At 45.5% G+C, this 26,616-nt stretch carries 27 protein-coding genes and 3 riboswitches; of the genes, 18 read left to right on the forward strand and 9 right to left on the reverse strand.

Annotated features, from left to right (window positions below; translation table 11 throughout):
• Positions 1 to 51 precede the first annotated feature (51 nt).
• A riboswitch (TPP riboswitch) is annotated at positions 52 to 165 on the reverse strand.
• A 148-nt stretch (positions 166 to 313) separates the two neighbouring features.
• The 3 genes from HWY38_RS07780 (at position 314) to mgtE (ending at position 3,663) form a co-directional block, all read left to right on the forward strand.
• Positions 314 to 1,576 carry a glycoside hydrolase family 18 protein gene (locus HWY38_RS07780; RefSeq protein WP_007610909.1) on the forward strand — a complete coding sequence of 421 codons (1,263 nt, stop codon included), beginning with the start codon at positions 314 to 316 and terminating at the stop codon, positions 1,574 to 1,576.
• An 87-nt stretch (positions 1,577 to 1,663) separates the two neighbouring features.
• Positions 1,664 to 1,801 (forward strand): transcriptional regulator SplA domain-containing protein, encoded by a 138-nt coding sequence (locus HWY38_RS07785; RefSeq protein WP_003154740.1) that lies wholly within the window; start codon positions 1,664 to 1,666, stop codon positions 1,799 to 1,801.
• 106 nt (positions 1,802 to 1,907) lie between these two features.
• A riboswitch (M-box (ykoK) riboswitch) is annotated at positions 1,908 to 2,073 on the forward strand.
• A 234-nt stretch (positions 2,074 to 2,307) separates the two neighbouring features.
• Positions 2,308 to 3,663 (forward strand): magnesium transporter, encoded by a 1,356-nt coding sequence (mgtE, locus tag HWY38_RS07790; RefSeq protein WP_012117400.1) that lies wholly within the window; start codon positions 2,308 to 2,310, stop codon positions 3,661 to 3,663.
• Positions 3,664 to 3,698: 35 nt separating this feature from the next.
• Here the strand turns inward: mgtE and tnrA are convergent, their stop codons facing one another.
• Positions 3,699 to 4,031, reverse strand: coding sequence for a MerR family transcriptional regulator TnrA (gene tnrA, locus HWY38_RS07795; RefSeq protein WP_003154734.1), 333 nt, complete (start codon positions 4,029 to 4,031; stop codon positions 3,699 to 3,701).
• A gap of 193 nt (positions 4,032 to 4,224) precedes the next feature.
• Here tnrA and HWY38_RS07800 point away from each other — a divergent pair, with 193 nt between their 5' ends.
• The 4 genes from HWY38_RS07800 (at position 4,225) to HWY38_RS07815 (ending at position 5,992) form a co-directional block, all read left to right on the forward strand.
• Positions 4,225 to 4,380 (forward strand): hypothetical protein, encoded by a 156-nt coding sequence (locus HWY38_RS07800; RefSeq protein WP_003154733.1) that lies wholly within the window; start codon positions 4,225 to 4,227, stop codon positions 4,378 to 4,380.
• 88 nt (positions 4,381 to 4,468) lie between these two features.
• Positions 4,469 to 4,651, forward strand: coding sequence for a Fur-regulated basic protein FbpA (locus HWY38_RS07805; protein WP_003154731.1), 183 nt, complete (start codon positions 4,469 to 4,471; stop codon positions 4,649 to 4,651).
• A gap of 142 nt (positions 4,652 to 4,793) precedes the next feature.
• Entirely contained in the window at positions 4,794 to 5,258 is a 465-nt protein-coding gene (locus tag HWY38_RS07810; protein WP_007610911.1) for a MarR family winged helix-turn-helix transcriptional regulator, read from the forward strand.
• 179 nt (positions 5,259 to 5,437) lie between these two features.
• The gene (locus tag HWY38_RS07815) at positions 5,438 to 5,992 is read left to right on the forward strand and encodes a YkoP family protein (protein ID WP_007407215.1); all 555 of its coding nucleotides are present in this window, start codon (positions 5,438 to 5,440) and stop codon (positions 5,990 to 5,992) included.
• Positions 5,993 to 6,001: 9 nt separating this feature from the next.
• Here the strand turns inward: HWY38_RS07815 and HWY38_RS07820 are convergent, their stop codons facing one another.
• Complete coding sequence (locus HWY38_RS07820) at positions 6,002 to 7,837, reverse strand: DNA ligase D (RefSeq protein ID WP_224181607.1); 1,836 nt, start codon at positions 7,835 to 7,837, stop codon at positions 6,002 to 6,004.
• 2 nt (positions 7,838 to 7,839) lie between these two features.
• Positions 7,840 to 8,721, reverse strand: coding sequence for a Ku protein (locus HWY38_RS07825; protein ID WP_007610913.1), 882 nt, complete (start codon positions 8,719 to 8,721; stop codon positions 7,840 to 7,842).
• Positions 8,722 to 9,235: 514 nt separating this feature from the next.
• Between HWY38_RS07825 and HWY38_RS07830 the strand changes: the two genes are divergently transcribed.
• The 4 genes from HWY38_RS07830 to HWY38_RS07845 all read left to right on the forward strand — a co-directional run bounded on the left by HWY38_RS07830 (position 9,236) and on the right by HWY38_RS07845 (position 13,098).
• On the forward strand, positions 9,236 to 9,871 hold the full coding sequence (locus HWY38_RS07830) for a DedA family protein (protein WP_369878818.1): 636 nt from the start codon (positions 9,236 to 9,238) through the stop codon (positions 9,869 to 9,871).
• Positions 9,872 to 10,117: 246 nt separating this feature from the next.
• Entirely contained in the window at positions 10,118 to 10,900 is a 783-nt protein-coding gene (locus HWY38_RS07835; RefSeq protein WP_411908469.1) for a TerC family protein, read from the forward strand.
• 276 nt (positions 10,901 to 11,176) lie between these two features.
• Positions 11,177 to 11,932 (forward strand): RNA polymerase sigma factor SigI, encoded by a 756-nt coding sequence (gene sigI / locus HWY38_RS07840; protein ID WP_003154719.1) that lies wholly within the window; start codon positions 11,177 to 11,179, stop codon positions 11,930 to 11,932.
• Positions 11,929 to 13,098 carry an anti-sigma factor domain-containing protein gene (locus HWY38_RS07845; protein ID WP_224181608.1) on the forward strand — a complete coding sequence of 390 codons (1,170 nt, stop codon included), beginning with the start codon at positions 11,929 to 11,931 and terminating at the stop codon, positions 13,096 to 13,098. Before sigI ends, HWY38_RS07845 begins: the two co-directional genes overlap by 4 nt.
• A 6-nt stretch (positions 13,099 to 13,104) precedes the next feature.
• Here HWY38_RS07845 and HWY38_RS07850 read toward each other — a convergent pair whose 3' ends face one another.
• Positions 13,105 to 13,299, reverse strand: coding sequence for an alpha/beta-type small acid-soluble spore protein (locus HWY38_RS07850; protein ID WP_003154717.1), 195 nt, complete (start codon positions 13,297 to 13,299; stop codon positions 13,105 to 13,107).
• 135 nt (positions 13,300 to 13,434) lie between these two features.
• Positions 13,435 to 14,136: a DUF1836 domain-containing protein gene (locus tag HWY38_RS07855; protein ID WP_061581983.1), complete on the reverse strand. Its 702-nt coding sequence runs from the start codon at positions 14,134 to 14,136 to the stop codon at positions 13,435 to 13,437.
• Positions 14,137 to 14,283: 147 nt separating this feature from the next.
• On the opposite strand from HWY38_RS07855, the gene htpX reads away from it, so the two are divergent.
• The 4 genes from htpX to HWY38_RS07875 all read left to right on the forward strand — a co-directional run bounded on the left by htpX (position 14,284) and on the right by HWY38_RS07875 (position 17,629).
• Positions 14,284 to 15,177: a protease HtpX gene (gene htpX / locus HWY38_RS07860; RefSeq protein WP_224181609.1), complete on the forward strand. Its 894-nt coding sequence runs from the start codon at positions 14,284 to 14,286 to the stop codon at positions 15,175 to 15,177.
• A gap of 157 nt (positions 15,178 to 15,334) precedes the next feature.
• Positions 15,335 to 16,687, forward strand: a complete 1,353-nt coding sequence (locus HWY38_RS07865) for a TrkH family potassium uptake protein (protein ID WP_007610933.1) — start codon at positions 15,335 to 15,337, stop codon at positions 16,685 to 16,687.
• 95 nt (positions 16,688 to 16,782) lie between these two features.
• Positions 16,783 to 17,457 (forward strand): DUF421 domain-containing protein, encoded by a 675-nt coding sequence (locus tag HWY38_RS07870; protein WP_224181610.1) that lies wholly within the window; start codon positions 16,783 to 16,785, stop codon positions 17,455 to 17,457.
• A gap of 1 nt (position 17,458) precedes the next feature.
• Positions 17,459 to 17,629, forward strand: a complete 171-nt coding sequence (locus HWY38_RS07875) for a hypothetical protein (protein WP_007610936.1) — start codon at positions 17,459 to 17,461, stop codon at positions 17,627 to 17,629.
• Between the two features lie 41 nt (positions 17,630 to 17,670).
• On the opposite strand, the gene HWY38_RS07880 is transcribed toward HWY38_RS07875, so the two are convergent.
• The gene (locus tag HWY38_RS07880) at positions 17,671 to 18,693 is read right to left on the reverse strand and encodes an acyltransferase family protein (protein ID WP_224181611.1); all 1,023 of its coding nucleotides are present in this window, start codon (positions 18,691 to 18,693) and stop codon (positions 17,671 to 17,673) included.
• A gap of 255 nt (positions 18,694 to 18,948) precedes the next feature.
• Here HWY38_RS07880 and HWY38_RS07885 point away from each other — a divergent pair, with 255 nt between their 5' ends.
• Entirely contained in the window at positions 18,949 to 21,168 is a 2,220-nt protein-coding gene (locus HWY38_RS07885) for a PAS domain-containing sensor histidine kinase (RefSeq protein WP_032874693.1), read from the forward strand.
• Positions 21,165 to 21,662 (forward strand): methylated-DNA--[protein]-cysteine S-methyltransferase, encoded by a 498-nt coding sequence (locus HWY38_RS07890; RefSeq protein WP_224181612.1) that lies wholly within the window; start codon positions 21,165 to 21,167, stop codon positions 21,660 to 21,662. Before HWY38_RS07885 ends, HWY38_RS07890 begins: the two co-directional genes overlap by 4 nt.
• Before the next feature lie 241 nt (positions 21,663 to 21,903).
• Here the strand turns inward: HWY38_RS07890 and mtnA are convergent, their stop codons facing one another.
• The 3 genes from mtnA to HWY38_RS07910 form a co-directional block, all read right to left on the reverse strand.
• Positions 21,904 to 22,965: an S-methyl-5-thioribose-1-phosphate isomerase gene (gene mtnA, locus HWY38_RS07900; RefSeq protein WP_224181613.1), complete on the reverse strand. Its 1,062-nt coding sequence runs from the start codon at positions 22,963 to 22,965 to the stop codon at positions 21,904 to 21,906.
• A 6-nt stretch (positions 22,966 to 22,971) separates the two neighbouring features.
• Complete coding sequence (mtnK, locus tag HWY38_RS07905) at positions 22,972 to 24,156, reverse strand: S-methyl-5-thioribose kinase (RefSeq protein WP_224181614.1); 1,185 nt, start codon at positions 24,154 to 24,156, stop codon at positions 22,972 to 22,974.
• 109 nt (positions 24,157 to 24,265) lie between these two features.
• Positions 24,266 to 24,420: riboswitch (SAM riboswitch) on the reverse strand.
• A 92-nt stretch (positions 24,421 to 24,512) separates the two neighbouring features.
• A complete protein-coding gene (locus HWY38_RS07910) occupies positions 24,513 to 25,292 on the reverse strand; it encodes a carbon-nitrogen family hydrolase (protein ID WP_224181615.1) in 780 nt (259 codons plus the stop codon).
• Between the two features lie 91 nt (positions 25,293 to 25,383).
• On the opposite strand from HWY38_RS07910, the gene HWY38_RS07915 reads away from it, so the two are divergent.
• Positions 25,384 to 26,580: a pyridoxal phosphate-dependent aminotransferase gene (locus HWY38_RS07915; protein WP_224181616.1), complete on the forward strand. Its 1,197-nt coding sequence runs from the start codon at positions 25,384 to 25,386 to the stop codon at positions 26,578 to 26,580.
• Positions 26,581 to 26,616: the final 36 nt, after the last annotated feature.

The following is a 26,616-nucleotide window of genomic DNA, read 5'->3' on the forward strand; positions in this document are numbered from 1 at the left end:
CGAGGGAATATGCAGCAGCAGAACGAAAACGCATGGGGAAAAACCCTGCGCTCCGGTCAATCTGCACTTCCCCACGCTGGTATTATCCAGATCGGGTTATAAGGGATCAAAACACGCCTGCCGCATGTTTTATCTCAGCCGATAACAGCACCCCTAGTGCGTTTCCTATACAGTTTTTTATGATGACATCATCATAGTTGATCATGTCTGATTTGTAAACAGCCTTTCTCCGAACAGAGTTTGGAATCGGACCGGAAGATCATTCATAAAGATAAGTAGAGCCCTTTTGATCAAAAGGAAACGGAGGACATCTATGTTTGTTCATACAGTGCAGTCTGGCGACTCGTTATTTTCCATCAGCAGAAAGTACGGATACCCTGTTGACAGCATCAGAAGCGTCAACGGGCTTGAGGAAACGAATATCGTTCCGGGGCAGGCGCTTTTAATCCCTCTTAATGAATATACGGTTCAGCCGAATGATACGTATGCCGTTATCGCAGGTAAGGCTTATGTGCCGCAGATGCAGCTGATGCAAGCAAACCCGGATATTCCGCCGAACCGGCTGCGGGCGGGTATGAAAGTGAAGATCCCTGATATCTCTAACTATCTTGCGGGGACCCTGCAATTTTATGTCATTCGGACGCCTGAAGCGGATAGAGAGTTAATTAATGATTTTGCGCCGTATTCTTCGGCGATTTCTTTGTTTGAATATCATTTTGGCCCGAACGGAGATATCATTAACGATTTAAACGACAGAACCGCAATAGAAACCACATGGCAGAACAGAGTGCGCCCGCTTGCCGTCATTACGAATCTGACAGAAGGGGGATTCAGTCCGGAATTAGCCCATCAAGTGCTGCAAAATCCGACGGCAAGAACGAATCTCGTCAACAATATCGTCTCCTTAACCGTAAGAAAGGGATACGGCGGAGTAAATATCGATTTTGAACGGGTCAGAGAAGCTGACAGGGACCTCTTCACAGGATTTCTCCGGCAGTTAAAAACCCGGCTTTCAGAGCATCACCTCGCGTTAACGATATCGGTTCCGGCGAAAACAAGTGATGCAGTGCCGTGGCTGAGGGGATATGATTACGGCGGAATCGGAGCTGTCGTCGATTATATGTTCATTATGGCGTACGACTGGCACCACGCCGGCAGTGAGCCGGGACCCGTGGCGCCTTTGACAGAGGTCAGGCAAACGATCAATTTTGCTATCAGCAGGGTGCCGAGAAGAAAAGTGATTCTCGGTGTTCCGCTGTACGGGTATGATTGGGTGATTCCGTACCGTCCGGGAACGATCGGATCCGCAATCTCCAATCAGCGCGCCATGGAAACGGCCATGAAGCATCAATCAGTGATCCGTTATTCTCAGCAGGAGCGTTCCCCTTACTTCCGGTATACTGATGAAAATGGAAGAACGCATGAAGTGTGGTTTGAGGATGTACGGAGCATGAGTGAAAAAATGGTTCTCGTTCGGGAGTTCGGACTGCAGGCGATCGGCGCGTGGCAATTAACGCTCGGTTTCAAACCGGGCCCGTGGCTGCTTAGGAACTTTTTCACGATCCGAAAAATATAGCTGCATGTCCCGCTCCGCAAGTGATTTTTTTCCTATGATAACGGGTCTTCTTTTGGACAATCTAAAATTGAACAGGAGGTCTGTCATATGAAGAAAAGGGAAGAGCAGTATATCAACGAGGCTGAGTATGTACCGCATCCGACAAAAGAAGGGGAGTACGCCCTCATGCTGCATGAATCCTATCATTTCCTTTCAGAAGAGGATGAAAGCGATTTGCCGGAATAAGGGCTTTATGCCTTTATTCCGTTTATTTTATAGGCATGTGCTGAAATCACAAATTTAAGGTTGACACATTCCTTTTTTTTCTGTAATCTCAGTGTGTCAATTCAAATAAGAACTTCGTTAGGTGAGGCTCCTGTATGGAGATACGCTGCTGCCCAAAAATGTCCAAAGACGCCAATGGGTCAACAGGAATCATCGACATAAGGTGATTCTTAACGCAGCTGGATGGCTGTCCTATGCCATACAGTGCTAAAGCTCTACGATTGGAGGCCCCGCACGTTTATTTGCCGTGCTTGTTTTCGCCTTCATATCAGAAGGTTTTTTTTATGCCTCAAAACGTACACGACTGAGCATGATAAGGAGGTGCGGAGTATGGATTCTCCCCATTCGAGTATGTCAGAAGAAGTACCCATATACAGCCAGATAACCAGTGACGACATGATGAGGAGACAAACCGCCGCACTTCCCTTGACGGACGGCGCGTCTCCGTAAAGGAGGTACGAGTCCCGATGGTCCAAAACATGACCTATGACGAACTCATATTACGCATTATCATTTTATTGCGGGACGGAAAAATAAAAGAATTCCGAAACATGATAGATGAGCTTCAGCCCTATGACATGGCATTTTTGTTTAAAGAAATGCCGGAAAAGCACCGGGCCCGCTATCTGTCATATATGACGGTTGATGACATCACCGATATGATCGGAGAGCTGGAGCGGGAATTTCAGCTTGCCGTTTTGCATAAAGTCGGTAAAACGAAAGCCACTCTCGCAATGAATAAAATGGATAACGACGATCTCGCCGCATTGCTGGAAGAGATGGATGAAGAACTGAAAGAACAGCTTTTATCCAGCATGGAGGCTGAGGAATCAAAGGCCGTACAGCTTTTGATGAACTATCCGCAAGAATCGGCGGGCCGGATGATGACGAACCGCTTCGTCTGGATTCCGCAGCATTATACAGTAAAAGATGCGGTCGTGAAGCTGAAAAGCTTTGCAGAAATCGCAGAATCAATAAATTATTTGTACGTGATTAATGACAGCAAGCAGCTTGTCGGAGTGCTCTCATACAGAGATTTAATTCTCGGCGAGCCTGAGGATAAAGTGCAGGATCTCATGTTTACGCGTGTCATCTCGGCCGGGGTGCTCCAAGACCAGGAAGAAGTCGCCCGGCTGATCCAGCGGTATGACTTTTTAGCCATTCCCATCGTGGAAGAAAATCATGTGCTTGTCGGTATTGTCACTGTCGATGATATTATTGACGTCGTGATTAAAGAAGCCGATGAAGATTACGAAAAATTCGCAGCCTCCGGTAAGGCGATTACATTTGATACGAAAGCGTACGTTGCGGCGTACCGCCGTTTGCCGTGGCTCATTCTGCTTTTGTTTATCGGATTGATTTCCGGAAGCATTCTGAATTATTTTGAAGATACATTGCAAAAAGTCGTCGCCCTCGCGTTTTTCATGCCGATGATCGCGGGAACGACGGGTAATACAGGCACACAGTCACTCGCCGTCGTCATCAGAGGACTGGCTAAAGAAGAAATGAATAAAAAAACCATCTTTAAACTGATTTTCCGTGAACTAAGAACCGGTATCTATATCGGCATCGTCTGTGCGATCGCGATTACGATTGTCGCAACCGTCTGGCAGAAAGACTTAACGCTCGGTTTTGTCGTCGGTTCATCGCTGCTTGCAACGTTGATTATCGGTACGATGGCCGGAACGATCGTCCCTATTATTCTTCATAAACTGAACATTGACCCGGCGATTGCATCAGGACCGCTGATTACGACGCTGAACGATATTTTGTCCTTATTAATTTATTTCGGCATTGCAACTGCATTTCTTCATGCTTTATAAAAAAAGTCCGTCTCACAGGAGGCGGACTTTTTTGATCAGCGGTTTTTATACTTAAAATGAGCATTAAGCTGTCCTTCCAGCATTTTTTTGCGGAGCTGCGGGTCGTTTTTGAGAGCCTGTTCTTTTTTTCGCATGTCTTTTAAAATCTCAGCCGTCTGCACGCCGTCTTCCCGCTTGTTGGCAATATCCATCAGCCGCTCAACGTCCGCGAAGGAATACTTTCTCGTTCCCCGTGATGAACGCTGCGGGTAGATTAATTTCCGTTCTTCATAGTATCTGATCTGTCTGACTGACAATCCGGTTAATTCGCTTACAATGCCGATCGAGATTACTTTTTTATCTTTGTAAGATTGTTCGTCTGTCGTCATTTTTCCACCCCTGGATGTCTTTTACTCATATTATATAAGAAAAAAAGAGAAAAAACCTGACGCTTGTCAGGTTTTCTGACGCGGAATAGAAAATTTTAGAAAAAAAGCGGCAGAAAAATTGACAAGGTTAATGCATGGTTCTGTGCCCCGTTTTATGCTTACTGTACAGACACAATGAGGAGGAAGGATAGGAATGGAGAAAGAAAAAGCGGTTTCGCTGGCAAAAGAAATCATTGAATTAGATATGAAACGCGATGAAATGCTGGAGGCGTTCATGCAGCTTGCCGGGGAACACGCTTTTCCGCTGCTCAGAGCCGTCCAGAACGGACTTTACCGAAAAACATCATAATCTACAGAAGTTTTACAATGGCTTTATACATCTTTGATATAAAAGCGTTATTCTGATCATAGAATAACGGAAAACAAAGGAGGGCGCCATGAGTCGTTTGCTTCAAAATGCATTGGACAAAGAGAGAAACCATTATTCCAAAAAGCTTCTGCAGATCGGAGTCTATACGAAAGAAATACTCAATTCCATGACAATTACGGAGCTGAGAAAGGAATACGCGTATTTTTTTCGGAACATTCCCTATAAAGAACGGAACCCTTATACAAATTAAATGATGTATAAGGGTATTTTTTTATATAAAAAAGAAGGAATTCTGAAAAACGGCACGAATAGAATATAAAACAAAGAACGACTCTTATGAATTGTAAGGGTTTACATTATTTTTTTATAAAAATCTTAAATACGGGGTAGATATGATGAGATTATCATTTAACGAAGAAGAAGTGATGCGTTCGATGAATTTGTACAAAGTTTTTGCAAGGGCTTTCAAGAGTGTGTCTGAACACAGCATCCGAGACAGTAAAGAACACGGTTTTAATCCGACTGAATTTGCCGTTTTGGAGCTGCTCTATACGAGAGGACCGCAAAAGCTTCAGCAAATCGGGTCGCGTCTTTTGCTTGTCAGCGGGAATGTCACCTATGTCATCGACAAGCTTGAAAGAAACGGGTTTTTGGTCAGAGAACAAGACCCGAAGGACAAACGTTCTGTTTACGCCCATTTAACTGATAAGGGAAACGAGTATTTGGATAAAATTTATCCGATTCATTCATTGAGAATTGCGAGAGCGTTTTCAGGACTTATGCCTGAGGAACAGGAACAGCTGATAGCCCTACTGAAAAAAGCGGGAATTCACAGCCAGCATTTGCTTTTCCGTTAAAAGAAAGCGGATACAGACACTCTTCTTCACGAAGAGTGTTTTTTTTCTGTTCCGGACAGTAGAGCCTGAAGCGGTTTTTGCATAAGCTGATACAGGTCGGCATCATTATTTACCAATCATAATGTGACATGCCCCATGCCAAAATATGAGGGTGCTTTGAATATAAAGAAGGTGAACATGTGAGAAGCTGTCTGCTGTCTATATGGTACTTACTTGATCCGCTTTATTTCTTCTTTACCCGGCTGACGCTGATTGATAAACGGCAATCGAATGTATTCCGCGTCCGTTTGACTAGATATAAAGGAAAAGAAGTCATCCTGAGCGACGGAACCAGAATTAAAAAAAACGACGTGTTAGTTAAGATTCATCTTCATAATGTCAAACTCCTGAAAGAGCTGCAGCCTATTGAAAGCGCGGTCAGAAGGGGGATTATGCTATATCAGAAGGTATATCAATCCATGCCTCATTTAGCGGATTATATTAACCAGCATAAACGGAAAGACGAGATTAAGGGAGTCGTCGGCATTACAATGCTTCATAAAGGAGCGGCGAGACTCGGTTTTGATGTGATAAAACCGTCCAGCGGCTGCTACAGGCTGTTTAAGAAAGCGGCCCATATTCCCATTTTATACTTTACTGCAAAACAGCTCACCCTCAAAAACATTCCTTACTCCTGCTATTTATTTATTTCCAAAGAAAAATTGATGTGCACGTATCAGACTGAAAAGAGCTGACAAAAAGCGTCAGCTCTTTCTCTTGATTTGCTCAAGCACGATTGAAAGCGGGCCGTCCTGCGGATTCCGGTAAAAATCATAAAACGGATCTCCCTCTGTCCTGACGCGGTTCACTACTGTATCGATCGTATAATCATCAGGTGTTAAAGAGGAGTTGACTTCGCTCCAATAAAGGGGAGCCGCAACCGTTCCCAATTCGTTGCCCCGGGTCGAATAGGGGGCGATAATGGTTTTCCCTTCGGCATGCTGCAAATAATCTAGGTAGAGCCTGCCGTTTCGGTTTTTGATAAACCGCTCTGTCGTAAAAAGATCCGGACGCGTCCTGACGCAATAATCGGCGATGAGCATTGTGAACGCACGGGTTTCTTCATAGGTGAATGCTTCCGGTGAAAGCGGGATGTAGAGCTGAATGCCTTTATTTCCGGAGAGCTTCGGGAATGACGTAATACTGAATGAATCAAACAGCTGTTTCAGCACATGCGCAGCCTCCACTGCCATGGGAAAATCATTCCTTGACGGAGGATCAAGGTCAATGACAATCTCTGCGGGTCTTTCAGAATGCACTGTCTGAAACGGAACGTGAAATTCAAGCGCCAGCTGATTAGCCAGCCATAAAAGTGACGGTATGCTGCTGCATACGATGTGCTCGTGGCTCCCGTCAAACACGCTTGAGACAAAGTCCGGCGTGTAGTCCGGTTTGTTTTTTTGAAAAAAAGATTCGCCAGGCGCGCCGTGCGGATAACGGATCACCGTGACGGCCCGATCTTTAAGAAAGGGCATAAGAAAATCGCTCATTTTCACCATATAACTAAGGAAATCTGCTTTTGTTTTTTCACGTTTTTTAAAAACAATCTTATCCAGGCTTGTGAACTGCAGCTTCGGCGGCAGCGTTTTAGAGTGAAGGATAAGCTGCTGATACGTGCATTCCGTCCAATCCATTTCAAACTGAAAAGACACAAAAGATACTTCACGCAGCGTGTCCTGCAATATGGTTAAATACTGCACGGTCATGCAGATAGAAGGCTCAAGTGTATACTCGCCGCTTTTTTGTTTTTTTCCGTGGGTCTCCATAATGGTTCTGACGGCGTTTTTTTCTTCCGCCTGCATGCCGTGGGAAACGGAAGCGATCGGGACGGCGGTGCCGTCTTTTAAAACAGAGGCCGTTACATACCCGTTCTTCGGGTTAAACCCGGTTAATAGCACATGTGCCGTTTTCATATGTTTATACTTTTGCCAGTCGGGAGAGCGTTTATTTTCCGCCCAGCCGCTGGAAGCCCTTTTTGCTACGATACCTTCTCCGTCATGGCGGACGACCTTGTCCCAAAGCGCATCAAAGTCAGTGTGCTCCGGAATGTATTGAATCGCTTCTTCCGCTAAGTGATGAGGGCAGGCGGGAAGATTTGCTTCTTTAAACAGTTTGGAAAGGGCGCGTTTCCGTTTCACATACGGTAATGAGACGGTGCCGGCGCCTTCCAGAACGAGGAGATCAAATGCCAGAAAGCGGCACGGCCGTCTATCAGCGGTGCTTTCAATTGCTTCCGTCCGTTTTAAACGACCGCGGATTTGAAGATGCTCAAAATCCGCTCTGTACGGATTGATTAAATAGACAAGCTCTCCGTCAAGCGTAATGGGAAACTTGTCTTTCATGTGCTGAAAACACCGGGCCGCAAAAGCCGTGATTTCCGGAAATTGATTCGTCAGCGTCTGTCCGTTTCTGCTGGTTAATGTAACGCCGCTTTCGTCTATGCGGAGAAGACAGCGGAATCCGTCATACTTTACCTCATAGCGCCACTCACTGCCTTCAGGCGGTACAGAGATCAAAATCGGCTGCATCGTCAGCACCATGATTAAGACGTTCCGGCTTTTTGTCTGGTCGTCTTCTGCTTTTTGCCTCCGCCGCCTGCTGACGCGGCGTCTTTTGTCCGCGCCGGTGCAGCCTGTTCGCGATCCGGCCGCTTCGTCCGGTCAATGCTTGCCTGAAGCGCGCTGACAAGATCGATGACATCTTCGCGCGGGCCGGCAGCAGCCGGTGTCACGCCCGCTTCTTCATGTTCGAGCTTATCGTTAATTTTAGCGAGAAGGGCTTTCCGGTATGTGTCTTCGTATTGTTCCGGGTCAAACTCGGTTGTCAGCTCATTAATTAACGTAATCGCCGTCTGCAGCTCTTTTTCATTAACGGCTGTCTGCTCGGGAACGCCCGGCACATGTCCGGCGTTTCTGACTTCATCCGGATAATGAATGGATTCCATCACGATGCAGTTGTCATACACGCGAAGAATCGCAAGCTGCTGTTTAGAGCGGATCGTAATGGAGGCAATCCCGATTTTACCCGTCGTCCTCAGCGCTTCCCGCAGAAGTGTATAGGCTTTTGTGCCGTTATCTCCCGGCCCGACATAATAAGACCGGTTAAAATAAATCGGATCAATTTCCTGCAGCTGGACAAAGTCAACAATCTCAACCGCTTTTTCTTCATGTTCCTGTTTTACGTCTTTCAAGTCTTCGTCTGTCATAATGACGTATTTCCCTTTTACATACTCATAGCCTTTCACAATTTCATCAGGTTCCAGACTCTTTTCACATCCGGTGCAGATTTTTTCGTATTTAATCGGCGCATGGTCTTCTTTATGAAGACTGCGGAATTTTATATCTTTATCTTCAGTGGCCGCAAAGAGCTTGACCGGGATATTGACGAGGCCGAAACTGATCGAACCCTTCCACATCGTGTGCATGAATAAAAACTCCTTTTTGTCTTTATTGTGGATAAACGAGTCCGTTCCATGTGTAGCAACTTATGGGTGATGCGGCGCTTCATGGAGCGGCTGTTCCATTTCCTCAGGCGGAAATGGTCGGCTGAAAAGCAAATGAATTCTTGATTTACAATCAGTGAATCGGTAAGTTCTTTAAAGCGCTGAAGTCCCAGAAAATCATTCCCCGGGAAATGCCCCGCATTCCCATGTAGTGACTGAGAAAATTTCCCGCTCCCATATGAACTGAATCCGCGGTCAGCCGCCGCTTACCGCGAAGGGTAAATTTTTCCGGAGAACTTAAGTGATATAACCGCCGCCAGACAAGCAATCAGGAGACAGGCGGGACGTTGTATTGCGCATGTCATTCCCTCCCGCTATACCGATCTGAAACGACTCACATTTATAACGGGCATGTCTAAAAGATATTTCAGACTCAAGGTTTTGTGTTAAAATCATTCTTAAGTTTCAGAATATAGACGTAAGCCGGGAGTGATAAATCATCGAAGATTTCATCATATCAATAATTGAAGCGTTTAAAAGCTTATCTTACGCCGGGATTTTTTTGGCGCTCAGTATAGAATTCATCCCGGCGGAAATTGTTCTTCCGCTTGCGGGCTATTGGGTCTCAAAAGGGGATATGACGCTTGCCGGGACCGTGTTTGCCGGTTCGCTCGGCGGTGTTTCAGGTCCGCTTGTCTTATATGGAATCGGCAGGCTGGGCGGTCGGCCGTTTTTGCTGAAATATGGAAAGTATATATGGATAAAACCCGAATCCCTGCAGAAATCAGATGATTTCTTTCAGAAGCACGGAGGTTTGGTCGCGTTCAGCGGCCGTTTTATACCGGGGGTGAGGACGCTGATTTCTTTGCCGTGCGGCATTGCGAAGATGAATGTCTGGGTGTTCTCTCTATATACATATGCAGCGATGCTGCCGATTACATTTGCTTACGTATACCTCGGAATGAAACTCGGGGAAAATTGGAAAAGCGTCGGTTCCATCCTCGATCAATATATGCTGCCGCTCGGTATATTCATTGTGTTGCTTCTCATTCTTTGGATGTTTTTAAAGAGAAGAAAACAGCGGGCCAAAACAGAAAAAATTTCTCAATTTGTTAAAAAAGTTAAGCGTTGACAAATGATGAAACAGGCTTTATCATGAGCGTATAAACAAATATTTCTTGAAATCCCAAAGGGGAGTAGCGTCCGGATATTCCGGAAACAAAGTCGTCAATTCATGGATCATATCCATCGGCTTTGTTGGCATGCCAATCATTCATGTCTAGCAAGACCTTTGCCTTATATCGGCAAAGGTCTTTTTTGCGTAAAAAAACCGCCGGTATAAGCTCGGATGATAGAAAAAAGAAACGGAGGGAATGGATTGGACTTTGCATTATTATTGGAGTATGGATGGGTTCTTCTCGTTTTAATCGGGCTGGAAGGGATTTTGGCGGCGGATAACGCGCTGGTGATGGCTGTGATGGTGAAGCATCTTCCTGAAAAACAAAGGAAGAAGGCTTTATTTTACGGATTGGCGGGCGCATTTATTTTGCGTTTCGGGTCACTGTTCGCCATTTCTTTTCTGGTGAATGTTTGGCAGGTCCAGGCCGTCGGCGCTTTATATCTGTTTTACATTGCGGTCAGCCATTTGCTGAAGCGGTATGTATTTAAAGATAACAACGGTCAGAAAACGCAGAAAGAAAGCGGGTTTTGGCAGACTGTCTTGAAAGTGGAGCTAGCGGACATCGCTTTTGCCGTTGACTCCATTTTAGCGGCGGTCGCGCTTGCCGTAACGCTCCCGGGAACACAGCTTCCTGCCATCGGCGGCTTGGACGGCGGTCAGTTTCTCGTTATTTTAGCCGGCGGTGTAATCGGTTTAATCATTATGCGTTTTGCGGCATCAATGTTCGTATCCTTACTGAAAACCAGACCGGGCCTTGAAACGACGGCATTTGTGATTGTCGGATGGGTAGGCGTGAAGCTCGCTCTTTATACATTGGCCCATGAGGAACTCGGTATAATTCCGGCAGATGTCATCCATTCGGCGGCCTGGAAAATCATTTTCTGGGCGGTTCTGGCTGCCATTGCGATTTGCGGATGGTTTATGTCAGGAGCAAAACAAATAGAGTCTGGCGCGGAATTGGAAAAAAGAGAACACGCGTAAAATGATCAAAAAGGGAGTCTGGCTTTTTAAAAAGCAGGTTCCCTTTTTTGTTTGAAACGCTTACATTTAAGACATATGATAACAATTTTATAACAGCATTGTTACAAAAAACACAGAGAAAACCCCCTTAATTCTGCATGGGGGCACGAAATCATGTATAGTACGTCTTATTGGCTTGTCATAATTGAGACAAATGAAATCGATTTCTCTTTTTCTTCCTTTGCGAATCCCTACTAAATTAGCTATGATTATGAGTAGTTATAGGGAGGAACTGAGGTGAAACCAGTGCTTAGCCTTTTGTTTAAATTGGGAAAAAAGAAGCAAACGCTTGAAACATCTGTTGAAAAAATACAAAAAGGCGACAAAGATCTGCAGAACGATTTAATACAGCAATATAAGCCTTTTATCGCGAAGACGGTTTCATCCGTTTGTAAACGATATATAGATGAAAAAGACGACGAATTCAGCATCGGGCTGATCGCGTTTAACGAAGCCATTGAAAAATATTCGGCTGAAAAAGGTAATTCGCTGCTTGCATTTGCAGAGCTGATTATAAAAAGAAAAGTGATAGACTATATCAGAAAAGAAGCAAGAACCGCTCAGCATATCAATATGGATGTGCAGGAAGGCGACGACCAGGAATCTTCGCAGAGCCTTATTGAAGCGGAGCTTTCCATTGATGAATACCGCAAACAGATAGAACAGGAACAGCGCCGGGAAGAAATTCTTTTTTTTCAGAAGCAGCTGAAAGAATACGGCCTGTCTTTTAAAGAGCTGCTGGAACAATCGCCGAAGCATACAGATGCGAGGCAGAATGCGATTAAGGTAGCCTACACGCTTGTTGAAAATGAAGAGCTGGCGTCCATTTTGCACCAGAAAAAACAGCTTCCTGTCAAACAGCTGGAGCAGCTCGTGTCGGTCAGCAGAAAAACGATCGAACGGAACCGAAAATATATCATCGCCATGAGTATTATTATTACCGGTGATTATATTTATTTAAAAGATTATCTTAAAGGGGTGTTGCACTCATGAGAAGAGGGATCATAGTAGAGAAAAATAAAAAATTCGTCACGTTGCTAACCCCTGACGGACAATTTTTAAAAACAAAAAATGATCACCGCACTTGTGAAATCGGAGAGGAAATTACGTTCGAAGGCGAAACGCGTATGGGAAGAAGGGCCAGCTTTTTTGATTTTCTGAAACTGCGCCCTTTTAAATTGGGAGTGTTTACGATGACTGCTATTATTTTGTTTATTTTAATTTTGCTCCCGGTTTTTTCTGATAACAAAGCTTACGCGTATATGACGCTTGACATTAATCCCAGCATTGAAATGGCTTTAAACAGCAAATATGAAGTCATTGAACTGACACCGCTGAACCATGACGCCAAACAGGTCATCAGTGACATCGGAGATTGGAAAAGCAGCGATTTTAAGGAAGTCATCAGTAATATTATTACCGATTGCAGCAAGCATGGATATGTAAAGGAATCAAAAGAGATTTTAATTTCCACGGTTTATGAAAATACAGATGACAATACATATAAAAAAGGCGTTAAAAAACAGCTGGCCGACATGACTGAAAAATATAAGGGCACCTACCAGGTCCAATCGCTTGAATCTGATATGGAAACAAGAGAAAAAGCAAAACAGGAAGGGATGTCAACAGGCAGCTACATAAGAAGAAACGAAAAGAAAACAGAAGAAAAACAGCCTGAAAAGCAAACCGACGGCAATGAAACAGATCAAAAAGATACCGAAACAGACGCTGATCAAAGCGAGCAGCCGGACACAGAAAAGCCGGCGGCTGATGAAAAGACAGCTCCTGATGAAGAAAAGGCAGCAGAGAAGCCGGGAAACAATGAAACAACGCCCGGTACGGAAGAAGCGAAGCCGGACAGTCAGGACGGCAATCAGCAAACCGAAAAAAATGCAGCTTCCGGATCAGAGGAAAACACACAGAAGGAACAAGATGGGGAAACAGAGCAGCCCCCAACACAAAATCCTCAGGAAAACGGAAATGACAAAGAGCCTAAGCAAAAGTATTACAATCATTACTGGAATCATGATCGCAATGAACATAGGGAATCCTATCGGCATCATGAAGATTCGTCAGACCGAAGGAATCCGAACGGCTACCGGCACGGAAAGGAGAATGCCGATAAATATCAAAATTCGCCGAGAAATCCCGGCGAATAAGCTGCATTATTGATTTTTCCCGTTTAATTGTGATTGAGCCTGCTGTACAAGACGTTTTGTCATTTCCCCGCCTACAGAGCCGTTTGCGCGTGCTGCTGTATCAGAGCTAAGGTTCACGCCGAATTCTTGAGCCACTTCGTATTTAAATTGGTCAAGTGCCTGCTCAGCCCCTGGAACTAAGAGTTTATTTCTGCTCGCCATCTTTTTCATCTCCTTTTCTCTGGCAAGATGTGTTTTCGCATTTTAGTTTCAAACGGAACGGTATTGATTATGCTGGCAATTGTTGTACAGCAAAAAAACCCCGGCGCAGACACCGGGGCGAAGAAGCGTTATGAATTATAATAAATGGCTGATCATTTTGTAGGCTGAGGCTTGAATATGGAAAGTCAAAACGGAGAGCACCGTGACGGCGATTATGGATCTGATATCGTTCCATTGTCCGCTTCCGAGTTCTTTAAAGCAGCCTTTGAGCTTGTCCGTCTGCTCTTCGACGAGCTCCTGCAGGCTCGTTTCCTTCATCGGCGGGTTTGCCTTATGATGAAGATAATCAATCACTTGGGCGCAGCTTTCATAGTACCTGATCGGGCTGATGACGTCGTCTGATCTGTCTGTGATCGTGTTAAAAGCGATTTTTAATATGCCGCGTATATGTTCGAAGTCATAAATTGATTTTAAATCACGTACAATGAGAAGGATGACAGCTTGTTCAATTGTATATTTTTTGCCGAGTAAGGGGTGGCCGATTAAATCTTTAATATCGCGCTTTACCCAGTTTTGGACGGCGGTTGATTTTAAAGACGTCAGCTCGCACAGATTTCCCAGCTCGACAATCTCGTTAGTTGAAAGCCCGTATTCCTTTTTCTCTTTTTTTCGTTCGAATCTCGTCAGAAATTCAGGGATATGCAGACGGCTTTCCGCTTCATCCAAGGTCATATCCGCTGATTGCAATAAGATTTGGAGAGGAGTTGCGTCTCCTTGGCCTTTTAACGCGTAAAGAAGCCGGACCATATCAGTTCGGGTCAGTTTAAACGTGTTCATGGTTCACCTCTGATTGATTACGTGTTACTTTCTAATATCAATGAGAATTACATTAACATCATACGTCGAAATTGTTGCATTTTCAAACAGATCATTTATAATTTAAGTAAATAAGTTCTTTTGATCTTAAAAAAGACGGAGGTAATTATGGCGAAAAGAATATTTCTGTTTATTTTAACGAACCTTTTGGTCATTACGACAATCGGAATTGTGCTTACGATTATTACAAGCGTTACCGGTGTCGGCTCATATATTCAAAATGGCCGCATTGATCTGATGGCATTGCTCGTGTTCAGTCTTGTCGTCGGTTTTGTCGGTTCTTTTATTTCTCTCGGAATGTCCAGATGGATGGCCAAAACGATGATGGGCGTCCGGGTGTTAAATCCGAAGAAACAGTCGCTCAGCTGTGAAGAACAGCAATTGGTTGACCGTGTGCACAGATTGGCCCGTGCCGCAGGGATGACGAAAATGCCTGAAGTCGGCATTTATCATTCCCCGGAGGTCAATGCTTTTGCGACCGGGCCTTCTAAGCGCCGTTCGCTTGTCGCAGTTTCTTCAGGTTTATTGCAGCAGATGGATGATGCTGCGGTGGAAGGGGTTCTTGCCCATGAAGTCGCACACATCACAAACGGTGATATGGTCACGATGACGCTGCTGCAGGGAATCGTCAATACGTTCGTCGTATTCCTTTCCCGAATCGCGGCATGGGTTGCGAGCCGCTTTGTCAAAGAAGACCTCGCGCCGGTCGTTCATTTTATCGCGATGATCGTGTTTCAGATTATCTTTTCCATTCTCGGCAGTCTTGTCGTCTTCGCCTACTCGCGCCATAGAGAGTTTCATGCTGACCGCGGCGGTGCAGACCTTGCCGGCAAGGATAAAATGATTCACGCCCTGCGTACGCTGAAGTCTTATACAGGACATGTGAATGAAGAGGACCAGACGGCGGTGCAGACGTTAAAAATTAACGGCAAAAAGCATTCGTCACTGTTCTCCACACACCCTGATCTCGATGAGCGCATCCGCAGGCTGGAAGCAAAATAATCAACAAAACCTCTGACAATCGTTTCAGAGGTTTTTTGTTTAAAGATCGGCAAATTACATAAGGTAATGAAAAATCTTTCTAAAAGACCTTTAAAAATTCTCCCAATATCATTAGAATAATTACGTACTACATTTGAGAGGCAGAAGGAACTATCTTATGAAATTAAAACTGAAGAAATTCATACAGATCTTGTCGCCTGCACAGCTGATTGCATTATATTATTTTCTTGCTGTGACGGTGGCATTTATTTTGCTAAGTCTGCCGGCCGCCCACAAACAAGGGGCCAGCTGGTCGTTTATAGACGCGCTGTTTACGGCTGTCAGCTCAGTCAGTGTCACCGGTTTAACGGTCGTCAACACGGCTGATACATTCAGCACGGCCGGGATTGTCATTTTGGCTTTCGTGCTTCAATTCGGCGGAATCGGCATCATGACGCTCGGAACATTCGTCTGGCTCATTATGGGCAAACGGATCGGTCTGCGGGAACGGAAGCTCATCATGGTGGATCAGAATCAATCGCAGTTTTCCGGTATCGTCAACCTGATGAAGCAAGTGCTGTTTTTGATTTTATTAATCGAGTTTTTAGGCGGCATCATCTTAGGAACATATTTTTTAACGTATTATGATTCGTTTGAACAGGCGTACTTGCACGGATTCTTTGCGAGCGTCAGCGCCACGACAAACGGCGGTTTTGATATTACGGGAAATTCACTCGTCCCGTTCAGACATGACTATTTCGTGCAGTTTATTACGATGCTTCTGATTATTTTCGGTGCGATCGGTTTTCCGGTGCTCGTAGAAGTAAAAGACTTTTTGTTTTCAAAACAGCGCAGATACTCATTCACGCTGTTTACGAAAATTACGACCGTTACGTTCGGAATGCTCGTTTTGTTCGGAGCCGTGGGCATTTACGCGCTTGAAGCAAGCCATGTCATGAAGGGGAAAAGCTGGCATGATGTTTTATTTTTATGTCTCTTTCAATCAACCGCTACGCGAAGCGGCGGGCTTGCGACAATTGATATCAGCCAGCTGTCGGCGCCGACATTATTTTTCATCTGTGCCCTCATGTTTATCGGCGCATCACCGAGCTCGGTCGGCGGCGGAATCCGTACGACGACATTTGCGCTTAACCTGCTTGCCCTGTTTCATTTTGCCCGGGGGAATAAAGCGGTCAAGGTCTTTAAACGCGAGCTTCATCAGGCTGATGTCATGAAGTCGCTGGTCGTCACGATGATGGCGATTCTGCTCGTGTTCGGATCGACGCTGATTCTGTCCGTGACGGAGAAAAATCAGACGCTCCTCGGACTGCTTTTTGAAGTGTGTTCCGCATTCGGAACGACCGGCCTGTCGCTTGGGATTACTCCGCATTTAAGCGACATCGGAAAATGTGTGATCATGATTGTGATGTTTATCGGCCGGATCGGCATTTTGACGTTCCTTTATTTGATCGGCCGAAAAGAAATCGAAGCAAATTATCACTATCCGAAGGAAAGAATGATTATCGGCTGACACCGCTTTTCAGAAAGCGGTGTTTTTTTATTGCCGTAAAATGGATGTGTGGAAACAGTTTCTTTGGAGATTCTACTTGTAAAGAGGTGACGTCATTGTTTGCCGTATTTTGGAAGTCGGTAATTATGATAGCGGTCGGTACCTTTTTATTGCGGATTGCCGGACGGAAATCAATCAGCCAGCTGTCGGTGACCCAGACAGTCATCATGATTTCGATCGGCTCGATTATTATTCAGCCGTTTATTGAACATAATTTATGGGAAACCATTTTCGCGGCGGCGATTTTTATTGCGGTATTAATCCTGATGGAATATTTAGAAATCAAATCAAGCTTTTTTGAGTTTTTATTTTCAGGAAAAACCGTCGCTGTTGTCAGAAACGGAAAAATCATCCCGGAAAATTTAAAAAAAATGCGTTTTACCGAAGCTCAGCTGTCAATGAGGATCAGGCAGGAAGGCCTCGGAGACATTCAAGATTTTAAATATGTGCTGCTTGAGCCGAACGGACAGATCGGCTATGAACTCATTGATGAGGCCAAAAACGTGACAGTGCGCGACTTGAAAAAAATGCTTGATGAATTCAAAACAGATTTGCTGACAGAAGGAGGAAATCAAATGAAACGCAAAGCAGCAAAGAATGAAGCTTTGACCAACAACAACACACCGACTGAGAGCATGGACAAAGATGCATACAAAACACAATATGACGGTGATCCCGGACTGAGAGGCGCAAACCGCAAATCAAAACACGGCAAACAAGGAGGCGAGTAACATGACGAAAAAAAACCGCCACAGCAAAGACATGCAAAACCATAAAAAGCCGATGGACCCTAAATTGCTTGAAGAAGAGTTTGCAAGCGAGCTCGGTGATTATAACGCCGGAAAATGGATTGAAACGCTTGAACAGACGAAGCCAAAGAAAAAAGAAGACGGCAAACAATAAAAAATACCTCTTAGGCGGCAACGCTTAAGAGGTATTTTGCATTATTTCGAATAAGCACCGTTTCTTGTTCCTTTCACCGCTTCAAGCAAACCGGTTATCCGCAGCTCAATAAACGGCTGTGCGGCCGTTTTCACCGCATTGCTGGAGAGAATGGACGTAAGAGCGGCCGTTAAAATTAAGAGCATGACTAAATTCTGATAATCAGACAAGTGATCTTCAAGCCCGATCTGCCGCAGCGTTTTTATAATGAATCCATGCAGCAGATACACGTAAAACGTTCTCGTACCCCATTTCGTAAAGAAATAACGCCTTTGCGGAACGAGCGCCAAAAAGCTGAAAGTGGCGGCAAAGGCCAAAACATACCAGCCGATGCGCGACAGACCGCTCAACAGCGACACCGTGCCGAATGTGGAATAAGGCTCCGATCCGAACAGCCACGAGTAATCAAAATCAATACACCAGCATAACAGGAAAACAATCCCCAGTACGCCGGCGGCAATCTGCCTGCCTCCTTTAGCCCGAAGCAAATCAAAGTGCTGTTTCTTTAAATAAAACCCGACGAGAAACATCGGAAGAAAAACAAACGTCCGTGAAAGACTCAGCGTGCTGCTGATAAAATCAAGATACCCGATCATGACGGCAAGCCCGCAGCTCGCCCCAAGCGCCCACATCTTCGGCAACTTTGTAAAAGGATAAAGCAGCAGATTCCAAAAGAATAAGCTGACTAAAAACCAGAGAGACCACTGCGGATCAATTGGATTGACGCTTGCCATGCTTTCATCCTGAATCAAATAGTAAAAAACTGAGTAAATGCCCTGAAAAATCAGGTACGGAATAATCAGTTTCACAGCCAGCTTCTTCACATAACCTTTCCGCTTAAAGTTTTTTGCGAAATAGCCGGAAACCAGGATAAAGGCCGGCATATGAAAAGTATAAATGAATTTGTAGAGATGGAGCATAAACTCATTTCCGTTAATAAATGACCGGAGGATATGGCCGAACACCACCAGAAAAATCAAGATAAACTTGGCGTTGTCAAAGTAACTGTCTCGCGATTTTGTCATAGCATCACCTTCTCTTCAAAAATCATCCACTGCATGATTATTTCCTGTTGTTGTTCATTTTAAAATAAAAAATAAAAAATTGAAGGAGGACAAAAGGGATTGTTAGGATGATGTAATGGGGAGGTAAGGATCGTAGAAAAAGACTTTAACTTGTCATATCATTGAAATTTTCTGAAATGTATAGGGCGAATGAAGGAAGATGAGGTATTTTGTAGAAATATTGAAGGATAGGTTTTTGAAGAAGGAGTGTACTGAATGGCTGAAACTCTGGATTTGCAAACAAAAGAGTCGCTGAAAGAGCAGCTGAAGCGGATGAAAGAGGAAAATGACCGCCTGAAGAGTGATTTGAACCGGTATCACGTGATTATGAATAACACGCTTGATGCCATTTTTATATGCCGTAAGGAAATGAAAATCGTCCAGGCGAACGAGGCTGCGGCCCGGATGATGCAGATTGAGGCAGAGAGTCTCATTAACCGCTCCGTCCTGGATTTTTTATATTCCGTGCCTCAGGAAGAACTGAATAAGGCCGTGAAAAAGTTTTTAAAAAAAGGCCATCTGTGGAAAGAGGTGCCGATTAAGCTTGACAGCGGCGCGACGAAATACATTGAATTCCTCGCCAGAGACGGAATTGGGGAGGATTATTTTTTTGTGGTGATGAGGGATATCTCCTCTAAAAAAATATTAGAGCGCGAATTCTCCATGAACGAGCAGCTGTTTAAAGATTTGTTTGACAGGGCTGTCGACGGCATCGTGCTGTTTGATAAGGACGGCGGGTTTATTGATGCGAACCTCTCTTTTTGCAAAAGCTTTGAGATCGGCCAGAATGAATTGTCCCATCTGTCGCTCCGCCATTTTACCGACGGAGAAAACAAAAAGCATCTGAAAGAAATCTGGGAAACCCTCCGCAGAAAAGGTAACGCCAAAGGAGAACTGCCCGTCAAGCTTCGGTCCGGCGAAGAGAAGCTGTTTGAATTTACGATTACGTCCAACTTAATCAGCGGGTTCTACATGTCTATTATGAGAGACATAACAGAGAAACGGTTGATGGAATTGAAACTCTTTAAAAGCGAAGAGCGATTCCGCGAAATTTTTGAAAACGCCATGGACGCGATTGTCATTTGGTCTGATGACGGAAAGATTGCCAAAGCAAACGAATCGGCGTGCCGCATTTTCGAACTGCCGATGGATAAGCTGGTGGAGCGGAATTTATGTACGTTTATCGTTGATCCGCAGAAAAAATACAAGCAGATTAAGAAAAAATATGAAAAATACGGAGAAATCCGTGAAGAGATGCTGTTTCAGATGGCAAACGGCCAATTTAAAGAGCTGGAATTCACATCAAAACGAACCATACTTGAAGGTCAGCATTTAACCATTTTAAGAAATGTCAGCGATCGTAAGCGGATGGAAAAAGAATTGCGGGAAAGCGAGCTGAAATTCAGAAAAGTATTCAACGGCTCAATGGACGGCAAGGTCTTATTTGACAACCAATTCCGCATTATTGACGCGAATCCTCTCGCAAGCCGTATACTCGGTATGCCGGATGAGGAGCTGAGAGCGTACACCGTTCCGGATATTCTTTCTTTATTTGATATTGAAAACGCGGGTGTTCCCGCCAGAAAGATTGATTTAGAAGGAATGGATAATGAAATCCCCTTCCTGTTAAGCAGCAGCGACAGCCGCAAACTGGAATTCTCCTTCAAAAGAAATATCATTCAAAATATGAATCTGGCCATCTTTAAAGATGTCACAGAGGCCAAAGAGCTTGAAGAGAGGCTGCGGAAATCCGATACTCTTCATGTTGTAGGGGAGCTGGCGGCGGGCATCGCCCACGAAATCAGAAACCCGATGACGGCGCTGAAAGGGTTCATTCAGCTTCTTCAAGGAAGCATTGAAGGCGAATATTCTCTGTACTTTAACGTTATTACCTCAGAATTAAAACGCATCGAGTCTATCATCACTGAATTTTTAATTTTAGCGAAACCCCAGGCGATATTATATGAAGAAAAAGACGTGACGCAGATTATGAAAGACACGGCTGATCTTTTGAATGCCCAGGCCAATCTTGTCAATGTGCAGATCCATCTGAACCTGACTGGAAACATCCCGCCGATTTACTGTGAACCGAATCAATTAAAACAGGTGTTTATCAATATTTTAAAAAACGCCATTGAAGTCATGCCGGGCGGCGGCAATATCTACGTGACCATTCAGTCTTCTGATCAAGACCACATTTTGATTTCTATTCAAGATGAAGGAACAGGCATTTCCGAAGACAAATTAAAACGTCTGGGTGAACCATTTTACACGACAAAAGACAGGGGAACGGGCCTCGGTCTCATGGTCAGCTATAAAATCATCGAAGAACATCAGGGACGCATTCATGTGGAAAGTGAAGAAGGGAAGGGCACCGTTTTTCATTTGACGCTTCCGGTCCGGCAGAATACGGAAGAAAGAAGGAGCGGGGAATGATCTGTTTTACAAGTGTGAGAGCGCCGTTTGGAACCGTCATCGTAACAGAGGAAGAGAGCTTTATTACCGGCCTGTTTCTCACCGGGGAAGATTTTGAGGAATGGCGGAAAGACGCGCCCGGCGTAAAGCCGTGCGAAACCGCTTTGCTGTCGGAGGCGAAACAGCAGCTGACATCATATTTTTCAGGAGAAAGAAAGCAATTCTCTCTGCCTCTGAGACAAAAAGGCACACCCTTTCAGGAAAGAGTATGGAACGCGCTGACGATGATTCCTTACGGGGAATCCCGAAGCTACGGCGATATGGCTGAAGCGATCGGAAAACCGAAAGCGGTGCGCGCCATCGGACAAGCCAATAAACGAAACCGGCTGCCGATTTTGATCCCGTGCCATCGGGTAATCGGCAAAAACAGCGCCTTAACGGGATACGCGGGCACGAAGACGGATGTAAAAGCGGTGCTGCTGAACATCGAACAAATATCCTATAAAGAAAAATAAAGCGTATGGCACGTTCCGTTTTTTCACGTCCGACATATCATTTTATTAAGTGAAAAAAGTTGGTCTGATGAAAAAGGAGGACGAAGCCTGATGAAAATGAGCCGCCCGCAAAAGATAGCCGGTTATGCAGAACTGTTTTTTAAAATGCATCTCATTACAGCCGTCCAAAAAGATGAAGTGATTACATTGTGCAGACAAAAAAACCGCTGACATTGCCTGAGGCAATATCATCAGCGGTTTTTCAGCTCAGCTGGCAGTCAGCGAATAATTGTTCAATTTCTTCCGTGTAAGAACCGGTCACAATTCCTTTCTCGGTTATAATGCCGGAAATCAGGCTGCCCGGTGTGATGTCAAAGGCCGGATTGAAGACCGGAACATCCTCGGGAGCGGTGCGTATGCCGGAGATCTGTCTGACTTCATCCGGATCTCTTTCTTCAATCGGAATCTGATCGCCGTTTTCAATCTGCAAGTCAAATGTCGAAAGCGGTGCGGCCACAAAAAACGGAATTTGAAAGGCGTTTGCCAAAATAGCGAGGCCGTACGTTCCGATTTTGTTGGCCGTATCACCGTTTTTTGCAATTCTGTCAGCGCCGACAATGACTGCAGAAATATGTTTTTCCTTCATTGTATGGGCGGCCATGCTGTCGGTAATGAGCGTGACATCGATTCCGCCCTGCATCAGCTCCCACGCCGTCAGCCGTGATCCTTGGAGAACGGGTCTTGTTTCACATGCGTAGATATGAAGGCCGAGGTCTTTTTGTTTCGCTAAGTAAAAGGGAGCAAGCGCCGTACCGTACCGGCTTGTGGCGATCGAGCCCGCATTGCAGATGGTCATGATCTGGTCGCCTTTTTTAAAAAGGTGCAGCGCATTTTGGCCGATCATACGGCATGTTTCTTCATCCTCAATCTGAATTTGAATGGCTTCATGGACGAGCGTTGTCTTCGCTTCATTGATTGAGATCGCACCCCTGATGGAATCCGTCAGTCTGTCAAGCGCCCACGCGAGGTTGACGGCAGTGGGCCTCGAACTGTTTAAATACGCTTTGACATCCGCGAACTGACGTCGGAAATCTGAAAGGTCGCGGGCTTCAAACGACTTGGCGGAGAGCGCGAGTCCGAACGCCGCAGTTATACCGATGGCCGGGGCGCCCCTTACTTTCAGCGTGACAATCGCGTCGAATACATCTTCCTTTGTTTCAAGTTCCGCATATTCAGTGACGTCGGGAAGCTTTTGCTGATTTAAAATGCGGATGTAGGTTTCTTTCCATTCTACAGAACGGGGGATGGCAAATTCATTGGTCATGCTGCATCATTCCTTTACACGGAGCTTAAATTGGTCCAGAACCTCGGTGATATGCTTCAGTTCTTTTCTGTTTTCGATATAATAGGCGCCGATCTCAAGCGCCAGCTTCTTCCGTTCGATTCGTTTGTCAAACGGAGTGATTTCATCTAAGTCAGCCACATGGGCGAGTCCGATCGTGCGCCGGATCAATTCGCATCCCGCAAAACCGACCGCTTCCTCAAACGCGTTTTTCAGTGTGTCTTCCAGCAGGTGTCTGCGGGAAGGCAGGCAGTCTTTCTCCCATGCTTCACTGAATGTTTTCACAAATGTATCCCATACGGCGGCAGTATAGTCATATAACGGCTGTCTGTCGTCACCGTCGCGGCTGAGGGCGTTTAAGAGCAGATTGGCGATAAATTGGCCGATGTCAAACCCGATCGGTCCGAAGAAAGCAAACTCGGGATCAATCACCCTTGTTTCATGTTCATCTGCGAAGATGCTTCCCGTGTGCAGATCGCCGTGAACCAATGTTTCCGCGGAATTCAGAAAGATGGCTTTCAATTCGTCAGCGCCTTCTTTCAGCCGGGAATTGTTCCAAACTTTTTCTGCGTATGGGCGCAGCTCCTCTTCAAAATCGTTTGTCTCATGGTCGAGAAACGGTTCTGTAAACACAAGCCTTTCTGTAATATTGCAAAGCTCAGGATTTGTAAACTGCTTTGCGAGCTGCTGTTTTACTTTCGTATCAAGCGCATAATCGGATGAGTAAAAAAGCGTTTTCCCTAAAAATTCACCGATATGAACCGATAAGTTCGGATAATGCTGCCCTTCCAGCAGCCCTTTTCTTGAAATCCGCAAATGGGAGAGGTCTTCCATTACCGTGACGGCCATCTCAGTATCGGAATAGTAAACGGCCGGAACGAGGTGCGGCACGTGTTCGCCCTGGCGGATGAGGGCGCTGCTTTCGATTCTCGCCCGGTCAATGGTAAGCGGCCAGCTTTCACCGACGACTTTCGCGTAAGGAATCGCCTGTTTGATAATCAGTCCTTTTTTGTTTTCTTTATCGTAAACATGAAAGACGTAATTTAAATTGCCGTCGCCGATTTCACGGCATGTCAGAGTGCTTTTGCTTTGGAATAAGCCGAGCTTGACGGCTAACGCGGCGGCGGAGCTTTCTGTTAATTGTTCATAAAGACTTGTTTTAGTTGCTGACATGGATTTACCCTCCAATTATGTAGTGGCAGTAAGAGATCGTGACGGAGAATACGCCCGAAAAAAAGCCTCCTTCTCTGAAAGAGAAGGAGGCTGAAACAGTGCAGTCCGCCTCTTATCTCTCAGATAACATCTGATGGAATTAGCACCGTGCCTTATGAGACAATCGTCTCGGCGCAAAAATCACGCGCCCCATTTCACAATGGAATTACGGTCGGTTGCTGTTGGGGTCAAAAGGCCAATCCCTCGCCCAACTCTCGATAAGAGAAAAATATATTGATTTGTATCACAATTCGGATTAATCAGTTGATGAAAATATTAGCAGGTTCCGGATATTCTTGTCAACATTTTTTTGAAAATTAATATAAATCACGCCGCAAGTCTTGGAAAACCGGAATGGCTCCCCGCACGTCCGCGCTTTCTGACACATCGATTTCCGCCCGGACTGCGCCTTCCGTCCGGTCTCCTTCGGCTAAAATCCGGCCCCACGGGTCAATAATCAGGCTGTGGCCGGCAAATTCATTATCGGGATTGGACCCCGTGCAGTTAGAGGCTGCGACAAAACATTGGTTTTCAATTGCTCTGGCGATAAGCAGGCTTCGCCAATGATCAAGGCGGGGCAGAGGCCATTCCGCAGAGATAAACAGGACATTCGCGCCCTGGGACGTATGCTTTCTGATCCATTCGGGGAAACGGATATCATAGCAGATCAGCCCGGCGCACTTGACACCGTCAAGCTCAAAGGAACCGTCGCTGTTTCCTGCTGCCAAGTAAAGGTGTTCATCCATCAGCTGAAACAGATGGGCTTTCTGATACCGCTTCACGATCTGTCCGCTGTTATCGGCGATGTACATGGTGTTATAGACATTTTCGCCTTCTTTGACCGCAAAAGATCCGGCAACGAGGTGTACGTTGTATGTTTTTGCCGTTTCTTTAAGCCATTGTTCCGAAACTTTGCCGTTTTCATCCGCTAGCTGGTCTAGCCGTGTGAGATCATAGCCGGTTGTCCACAACTCAGGAAGCACGATTACATCCGCATGGCGGCTTTCTTGCTCAATCAAAGATTCTGCTTTTTTAAAGTTTTCTGAAGGATTTCCGTATGAAATATCAAATTGCAAACAGGAAACGGTCCATTTCATTATTTAACACCTCAAGTTTCTCTTTACTTTTTTTATTTAACCATATATGATGATGGACTATCATTTCAAGACATTTTTAGAAGGTGAAAATATGAACTTTGAAATCTCAGATGTTCTCAAACAGCTGCCAGAACAATTTTTCGCATCATTGGTGCAAAAAGTGAATCAAAAGCTGAAAGAAGGCAGAGACATCATCAACTTAGGGCAGGGAAACCCTGATCAGCCGACGCCTCAGCATATCGTTGAAGAAATGAAGCGCGCCGTCGAAAGGCCGGAAAATCATAAATACTCATCATTCCGGGGCGCTTACAGCTTCAAAAAAGCAGCCGCTGCATTTTATGAAAGGGAGTACGGGGTCACGCTTGATCCGGAAACGGAAGTCGCCGTGCTGTTCGGAGGCAAGGCGGGACTTGTTGAGCTTCCGCAATGTCTTTTAAACCCGGGAGATACCATTCTGGTGCCTGATCCCGGATATCCTGATTACTGGTCAGGCGTCGCCCTTGCGAAAGCGAAAATGGAAATGATGCCGCTGACAGAAGAAAGAGGGTTTCTCCCTGATTACAGCGTAATTCCTGAAAAGGTGCGGAGCGAGGCGAAGCTGCTGTATCTCAATTATCCGAATAATCCGACCGGCGCTGTGGCGACAGAGGCGTTTTTCGAGGAGACGGTCGGTTTTGCGGAGCAAAACGGCATTTGTGTCGTTCATGATTTCGCGTACGGAGCCGTCGGCTTTGACGGTCATAAACCGCTGAGCTTTTTGCAGACCGAAGGCGCAAAAGAGACGGGAATCGAAATCTATACCTTGTCCAAAACGTATAATATGGCGGGCTGGCGGGTCGGATTTGCCGTCGGAAACGCTTCTGTCATCGAAGCGATCAACCTTTATCAGGATCATATGTTTGTCAGCCTGTTTCCCGCGGCGCAGCAGGCGGCGGCAGCCGCTCTTTTAGCGGATCAGGCATGCGTCGCAGCGCAAAATGACAGATATGAATCGAGACGCAATGCATGGATTAAAGCCTGCCGCGATATCGGCTGGGATGTGACGGCTCCGGCGGGCTCCTTTTTTGCATGGCTCCCTGTGCCTGACGGTTATACGTCACAGTCGTTTTCAGATCTGCTGCTCGAGAAAGCGGATGTCGCGGTCGCTGCCGGAAACGGGTTCGGAAAATGGGGGGAAGGCTATATAAGAGTCGGTCTTCTGACAAGTGAAGAAAGACTTAAAGAAGCTGCGGAACGGATCGGGAAACTGAATCTTTTCACCCGAAAAAGCATTGACATATCAGGATAACAATGCGATAATTCAAAATACTTTATAAAATCATTA

It is taken from the genome of Bacillus sp. KS1, assembly GCF_020075515.1.
Lineage (GTDB): Bacteria > Bacillota > Bacilli > Bacillales > Bacillaceae > Bacillus > Bacillus velezensis.